Below are 6,737 nucleotides of genomic sequence, written 5' to 3' on the forward strand. Positions count from 1 at the left end.
CTCACGCCGGGGCGTGACGATCTCCAGGGGGACCCCGAGTTCGCGTACCGCCCGCGCCGAGGCGTCCGGAAGGCGGTCGTCGGTGATCACCGAGGTGAACCCGGTGAGCGGTGCGACCTTGAACGTGCCGAAGGCGCCGTACTTGTCGGCGCCCGCCACCAGGACCGAGGACGAGGCCGCGGCCATGGCCGCGCGTTTGACCGCCACCTTCGAGCGGGAGGGGGTGGTCGAGCCCCGGTGCAGGTCCCATGAGCTCGTCGAGATGAAGGCGACGTCGATGTTGAACTCGGCGACCGTGTCGGCGGCGATGTCACCGACCGAGGACCGGTTCTCGCGGTCGATCTGCCCCCCGACCAGGTACAGGGTCACGTCCGGGTGATCGGTGAGGGAGGCCGCGGTGGTGAGGTCGTTGGTGATGACGGTCAGTCCGGTGACGTGCCACAACAGGGGCACGAGCTGTCCCAGGGTGGTTCCCGCGTCCAGGTAGACGGTCTGGCCCTGCCCCACGACCTCGGCCGCCGCGTGCGCCATGGCCCGTTTCTCCGCCAGGTCCACCCGGGACTTGTCCCGGTAGGAGGGTTCGGATCGCACCTGTGAGGCCAGTTCGACCCCACCGGGGACCGAGCGGACCTTACCCTCCTCCTCCAACGTCATGATGTCGCGGCGCACCGTCATGTGTGAGACGTCGAGGATCTCGCAGAGCTCTCTGACGCTCAGCACACCCGTGCCGCGCAGCTCACGTAGGAGCAGGTCACGCCGTTGCGCCGGGATCATCGTCCTCCTTCAGGTCTGTTCACACCCATCATGGTACCGATAGTTACCAGATGATCCCGGCTGTGAGTATTGTTGACTCATATGTTCCGTTAGTGTTAAAACTCTGCTCATTGCCTTCGCGACGCCGGCGCACCACGCGCCACTCGTGAGGTGAGAGAAGGAGAACCATGGAAGGCACCGACGCCACCTCCGCGCCGCCCTCCCCCGTGCGGTACGCGCTCACCGGAGCGCGGGGCGGGTTCGCGCGCACGCTGCTGGCACAGACCACGCGCATCGAACGGCTGCGCCCCGCGGCGCTGTGCGACCTCGACACCACCGGGACCATCGACCTGTGCGTAGAGCTGGGCTATGACCGCTCCGACCTGCAGGTGTGCGCCACCCCCGAAGAGGTGGCCGCCCTGGACCCGGACCGGATCGCGGTCGTGGCCGACATCGCCCTGCTCACCCGGGCCGACCACGACGTACTCGTCGAGGCCACCGGGAACCCGCGGGTGGGCACCGAGGCCGCACGCGGGGCCATCGAGACCGGGCGCCACGTGGTCATGGTCTCCAAGGAGGTCGACTCCGTCTCGGGCATCGCCCTGGCCGACCTGGCCCGCGAACACGACGTGGTCTACACCCCCGGGATCGGCGACCAGCCGGCCAACCTCATCGAGTGGTACGAACGCGCCCTGCGGCTCGGACTCAACGTCGTCGCGATCGGCAAGTCCGGCGAGTACGACCTGGTGTTCGACCCCGCCACCGGCCGGGTGCGCCAACTCGACCAGGAGATCGAGGCTCCGGAACTGGGCGACCTGTTGACCCTGGGCGAGGACGTCCTCGGCACCCTGGCCGCACGCGCCCACGCCGTGGCCGGCCTCAAGCGCTCGGCCGCCGCCGATCACTGCGAGATGGCGGTCGTGGCCAACCACACCGGTCTGGTACCGGACGTGGAGTCACTCCACTACCCCGTCGCCCGCGCCGCCGAGCTGGCCGACGTCTACGCCCGCGGCGAGGACGGAGGCATCCTCACCACCGACGGTGTGGTGGACGTCTTCAGCGTGCTGCGCCTGCCCGAGGAGGCCTCCTTCGCCGGCGGCGTCTTCGCCATCGTGCGCACCGGAGACCCCGTCACCTGGGAACTGCTCGCCCAGAAGGGGCACATCGTCTCCCGCTCCGGGCGTTACGCCTGCATGTACCTGCCCTACCACTTCATGGGGGTCGAAACGCCGCTGAGTCTGCTGGACGCGGTCGACCACCACCGCGGGGCCGGGCAACGACACCCCGCCCCGCACGCGGTCCTCGCCGGACGCGCCCGGGAGGCCCTGAAGGCGGGCACCCGACTCGACATGGGCGGGCACCACCACGAGGTCGAGGGTGTGGCCGCCGTCCTGTTGGACACCGCGCACGCCCCCGAGGACGTGGCCCCGCTGTACCTGGCGGCGCACGCCACCCTGGCCCGCGACGTCCCCTCCGGCGCCCTGATCGGCATCGAGGACCTCGCCGACCCCGACACCACCCTCCTGGACGCGTGGCGCCACGCCCGCACCCGCATCAGCGATCGGAACCGATGACATGTCCGACCTCTCCACCCTCCTGGCGTTCCTGGCCGCCATCTTCGTCCTGATCCTGCTCATCGCACGGTTCAAGGTCCATCCCGTGGCCACGCTGTTCATCGTGGTCGTTGCGCTCGGGCTCGTCCTGGGCATGGGCGGGTCGGCCACCATCGAACTGGTCAAGGAGGGCTTCGGCAGCACCCTGGCCAGCGTCGGTCTGCTGGTCATCTTCGGCTGTGTGCTCGGCAAGATGCTCGAACTGAGCGGTGCCGCCATGAAGATCACCGAGACCGCGCTGCGCATGTTCGCCGAAAAGCGCGTCCCCTGGGCCATCGCCCTGGCCTCGACCGTCCTGGGCATCCCGCTCATCGCCGACACCGCGGTGGTCATGCTGATCCCGATCGTGTCCGCGCTGGCCTACCGCACGGGCATCTCGATGATGAGGCTGGGGCCGATCCTCTACATCGGCGCCTACGTCATGACCTCGGTGGTTCCTCCCGGCCCCGGTCCCCTCGCGTCCGCCTCCCTGCTGGAGGTGTCCATGGGCGAGGCCATCCTCTACGGGCTCATGGTGGGCGTTCCCGGTGTGTTGGCCGCGACCCTCTACCTTTCCCGGATCAAGACCCACGTGGCGCCCAAGCCCGAGTTCGTCGAACACCTGGTCAGCGCCGGCGGTTCCGCCGGCGGCGGTGGCTCGGACGCCGCCGACGATGGGACCGACGCTCCCCGGGTGGGTCTGTTCGGCTCCCTGGTGCCGATCCTGGCCCCCATCGTCCTCATCGTCTTCGCCTCGTTGACCGCCCCGGTCCTGCCCGAGGGCTCCTGGATCACCGGTCTGGTGCTGTTCCTCGGTGAGCCGACCCTGGCCCTGTTCCTGGCCTGCCTGCTGGCCCTGCCGCTGTTCCGCGGCCGCTGGCGCGACAAGGAGACCCTGAACGACCTGTTCGAGTCCGGGCTGCGCATCGCCGCGATGCCCCTGGCCCTGACCGGTGTGGGCGGCGCGCTGGCCACCATCATCCGGGAGACCGGTGTGGCGGAGAGCGTGGCCGGGAGCATCGAGAGCACCGGCCTGTCACCGATCATCATCCCGTTCCTGGTGGCCGCCGCCGTGTGCTCGATCACCGGTTCGAACATCCTCGGCGTGATGACCTCCGCGGCCATCATGCAGCCCCTGATCCCCTCGCTGGACCTGTCGCCCCTCGTGGTCTACCTCGCCTGCGCGACCGGGGCACAGATCATGAAGCACGCGAACTCCTCGGGTTTTTGGGTCACCACCACCCTGTCCAACATGACGGTGGGCCAGGGCATCCGTTCCATCGGGGTCGCCTCGGTGATCTCGGGTGTGACCGGGTTCGCCGTGCTCTACGCCATGATCGCGCTCGGTGTCGTCTGAGCCGCCCTCCCCTTCGACCGCTCCCTGCCCCGGCTCCCGTGCCGCGCGGCACGGGAGCGGTCCTCACCCACGCAAGAACCGACCACAGGAGGACCCCATGGCTACCCTCGGCGTGATCGCCGACGATCTCACCGGCGCGACCGACATCGCGATCACTCTCACGACGGCCGGTTTCCGGACCACCGTCGTCCTGGGCGACGAGGGCACCGTCGGGACGATCCCCGTCCCCGACGGGACCGACGCCGTGGTGGTGGCGCTGAAGTCGCGCACCGTGCCCGTGGACGAGGCCGTCAAGGTCTCCCTCGACGCACTGGCCGCGCTGCGGCGCGCCGGTTGCGAACGGTTCTACGTCAAGTACTGCTCCACCTTCGACTCGACCCCGCGGGGCAACATCGGACCCGTCTGCGAGGCGGTGCTCGACGCTCTCGACGAACCGTTGACGGTGGTCGCCCCGGCGTTCCCCGCCAACGGACGCACCGTCTACCGCGGTCACCTCTTCGTGGGCGACGATCCCCTCGACGAGTCACCGATGCGCCACCACCCGTTGACCCCCATGACCGATTCCAGCCTGCTGAGGCTGCTGTCCCCGCAGGTTCGCGGGGGAAGCGAGGAGGTCGCGCTCGTTCCCTGGCCCGTGGTGGACCGCGGGGTCGACGCGGTGCGCGCGGCCCTGGAACAGGCCCGGGCCGACGGCGCCCGGTTCGTGGTCGTCGACGCCCTGGACGAGGCCGACCTGGACACGCTCGCCCGGGCGAGTGAGCACCTGCGCGTGCTCACCGGGGGAAGCGCCCTGGCCGCGGGGCTGCGCGGCCCCCGGACCTCGGGTCCGCGCCCCATCAACCTGCCCGAGGGGCCCCGGGTGGTGCTCTCCGGCAGCGCCTCCCGGGCCACCCAGGGGCAGGTGCGCCACGCGCTCGCCCACGGAGACGGTGATCGTCTCCTCCCCTCCGCGCTGCGCGCCGACTTCGACGGGGAGGTCTCTCGGATCGTGGGCCGGGCCCTGGACGGTGGTTCGGCCCCGTTCGTGGTCTACGCGACCGCCGCGCCCGAGCACGTCGTCGACACCGCGGACGCCCCGTTGATGGAGGAGGCCCTGGCCCTGATCGCGAAGCGACTGGTCGAGTCGGGGGTGCGCTCCCTGCTCGTCGCGGGTGGTGAGACCAGCGGCGCCGTGGTGCGGAGCCTGGACGTGGGCCCGCTGGCGTTGGGTCCGGAGGTGGATCCCGGTGTGGCGTGGATGCTCGCCGACCGAGGTGGCGACGCCCTGCACCTGATGCTCAAGTCCGGCAACTTCGGAGCCGAGGACCTCTTCGTACGCGCGTGGAAGGCGGGCCGGTGAAGCCGCACATGGAGAAGGCCGCCGAGGAACTGTGCGCGGTGGGCCGCCGCGCCGTCGAATCCGGGCTGAGCCCCGGATCCTCGGGGAACGTTTCGGTGCGCGTCGACGACCGGATCCTGATGAGCCCCACCGGGGTCTCCCTCGGGGCCCTGGGCCCGAGGGAGCTGTCCGTGCTGGACGAGCGGGGGCGGCACCTGGAGGGGCCGCCACCCTCCAAGGAGTTCCCCCTGCACCTGGCGATGTACGACAGGGTCGAGGGTTCCGGGGCGGTGCTGCACCTGCACTCGCCGCACGCCACCGCGGCCTCCTGCCTGCCCGCCTGGTCGACGAACTCGGCCCTGCCCCCGATCAGCCCCTACCTGGTGATGCGGGTCGGTCAGGCTCCCCTGGTCCCCTACGCCGCGCCGGGCAGTGACCGGTTGGCCGAGAACGTGGCCGTGTTGCCCGGTCGGTTCAGCGCCGCGTTGTTGGCCAACCACGGTTCGTTGGTGGCGGCCGACAACGCGACCGGTGCCTTGGACGGGGCCGTGGAGCTGGAGGAGGCCTCCCGCATCGTCGTGGCCCTTCAGGGGCGGGAGTTCTCGGTCCTGTCCCCCGACGACGTGCGGGAACTGACCCTGCGCTACGGGACGACCTGGGACCTGTGAGCGTCCCCCGTCCTCGAACCCGGCCCGGGTTCGAGGACGGGACCGGACCCGGCCACCGGTGTACCGGCCAGGCTCTTCACGTGCACGATCGTGGTGTTCACCCCGCGGTGGGCAGCCGGTGGACGGACACGTGGGAAGGGGTCTCGGCGACGAATGCGCCCCCGCGCCGGTCGGCGTGGCGGGATTCGAGGGTGAGGCCGGTGATCCCGTCTCGAAGGCGAAGCCCGAGGCCTCCCGGCCGGGCGGGAGACGCCGTGGGTCGGGCACGCCCGACTCCACCACGAACCGTCCCCCGGGTGAGAGGTGACGGGCCGCGTTGCGGAAGCACTCGACCTGTTCGGCCTGGGTGAGCAGGTGGGAGGTGGTATTGAACACCAGGTCGAGGAGGGTGGACTCGCCCGGCCCGACCGTGGTGGCCGTCTCCCCGAGGGTCACCGGCAGCGTACCCTCGTCGACCTTGTCGCGTAGGCGTTCGACCATGTGCTCGGACGGTTCGATGCCATGGACCGGCACGCCCCGTTCGAGGGTCGGCACGGCGGCCGGTGGAGTGGCCTGCTGGTTCGTGGACCGGCGCTCGTCCTTCGTGGCACCGTCCCCGGCCGATGTCCCTCCGACGGCAGGCCCGGATCGGCGGGGTGGGTATCCGACGGTTCCGCACACGGGGCGGAGCGGTCCAGGGCGTGTCCTGCGTCATGACCCCACTTCGGGTGTTGCGGTCTCGGCCGTGTGGGGCCGCTCGGGTCCAGGTCCGATGAGTCCCACCATCAGCGAGGCCAGGGCCGGCACGGCGGCGCTCCACAGCAACGGCACGATCCCCGCCCCCTCGACGATCAGGCCGCCGGCGAAGGCGCCCAGGGCGATGGAGGCGGTGAACACCCCGACACAGAGACCGGTGACGTGCTCGATACGATCCGGGGCCGCGGTGGTCATCCACAACTGCGCGCCGACCGAGAGCCCGCCGTAGGACACGCCCCACAGGGCGATCGCCACTCCGGCGGCCGCCGCGACGGTTCCGAACCAGGCGAGGGTCGCGATGGCGATGGAGATCG

The 6,737-nt window shown here is 70.7% G+C and carries 5 protein-coding genes and 2 pseudogenes; 4 read left to right on the forward strand and 3 right to left on the reverse strand.

The window, feature by feature from the left end:
• Positions 1-774 (reverse strand): DeoR/GlpR family DNA-binding transcription regulator (locus tag K8V84_RS22630; RefSeq protein ID WP_304078483.1); only part of this gene is annotated, 774 nt, incomplete at its 3' end.
• Positions 775-941: 167 nt separating this feature from the next.
• Between K8V84_RS22630 and K8V84_RS22635 the strand changes: the two genes are divergently transcribed.
• The 4 genes from K8V84_RS22635 (at position 942) to K8V84_RS22650 (ending at position 5,688) form a co-directional block, all read left to right on the forward strand.
• Positions 942-2,327: a homoserine dehydrogenase gene (locus K8V84_RS22635; RefSeq protein ID WP_304078486.1), complete on the forward strand. Its 1,386-nt coding sequence runs from the start codon at positions 942-944 to the stop codon at positions 2,325-2,327.
• A 1-nt stretch (position 2,328) separates the two neighbouring features.
• On the forward strand, positions 2,329-3,702 hold the full coding sequence (locus K8V84_RS22640; RefSeq protein ID WP_304078489.1) for a GntP family permease: 1,374 nt from the start codon (positions 2,329-2,331) through the stop codon (positions 3,700-3,702).
• Between the two features lie 97 nt (positions 3,703-3,799).
• Entirely contained in the window at positions 3,800-5,041 is a 1,242-nt protein-coding gene (gene otnK / locus K8V84_RS22645; RefSeq protein WP_304078492.1) for a 3-oxo-tetronate kinase, read from the forward strand.
• A gap of 8 nt (positions 5,042-5,049) precedes the next feature.
• Positions 5,050-5,688: a class II aldolase/adducin family protein gene (locus K8V84_RS22650; protein WP_369696654.1), complete on the forward strand. Its 639-nt coding sequence runs from the start codon at positions 5,050-5,052 to the stop codon at positions 5,686-5,688.
• Positions 5,689-6,024: 336 nt separating this feature from the next.
• On the opposite strand, the pseudogene K8V84_RS22655 reads toward K8V84_RS22650, so the two are convergent.
• Both K8V84_RS22655 and K8V84_RS22660 read right to left on the reverse strand, forming a co-directional pair.
• Positions 6,025-6,168: pseudogene (locus K8V84_RS22655) on the reverse strand (SAM-dependent methyltransferase); the annotation flags it as partial.
• A 210-nt stretch (positions 6,169-6,378) separates the two neighbouring features.
• Positions 6,379-6,737: pseudogene (locus K8V84_RS22660) on the reverse strand (MFS transporter); the annotation flags it as partial.

The sequence above is a fragment of the Nocardiopsis listeri genome, assembly GCF_020741345.1.
GTDB lineage: Bacteria > Actinomycetota > Actinomycetes > Streptosporangiales > Streptosporangiaceae > Nocardiopsis > Nocardiopsis listeri_A.

Excerpts from the sequence above, each read along its gene's own strand:
- K8V84_RS22635 (WP_304078486.1), top strand. The coding sequence starts at position 942 with ATGGAAGGCACCGACGCCACCTCCGCGCCGCCCTCCCCCGTGCGGTAC.
- K8V84_RS22640 (WP_304078489.1), top strand. The coding sequence starts at position 2,329 with ATGTCCGACCTCTCCACCCTCCTGGCGTTCCTGGCCGCCATCTTCGTC.
- otnK (WP_304078492.1), top strand. The coding sequence starts at position 3,800 with ATGGCTACCCTCGGCGTGATCGCCGACGATCTCACCGGCGCGACCGAC.
- K8V84_RS22650 (WP_369696654.1), top strand. The coding sequence starts at position 5,050 with ATGGAGAAGGCCGCCGAGGAACTGTGCGCGGTGGGCCGCCGCGCCGTC.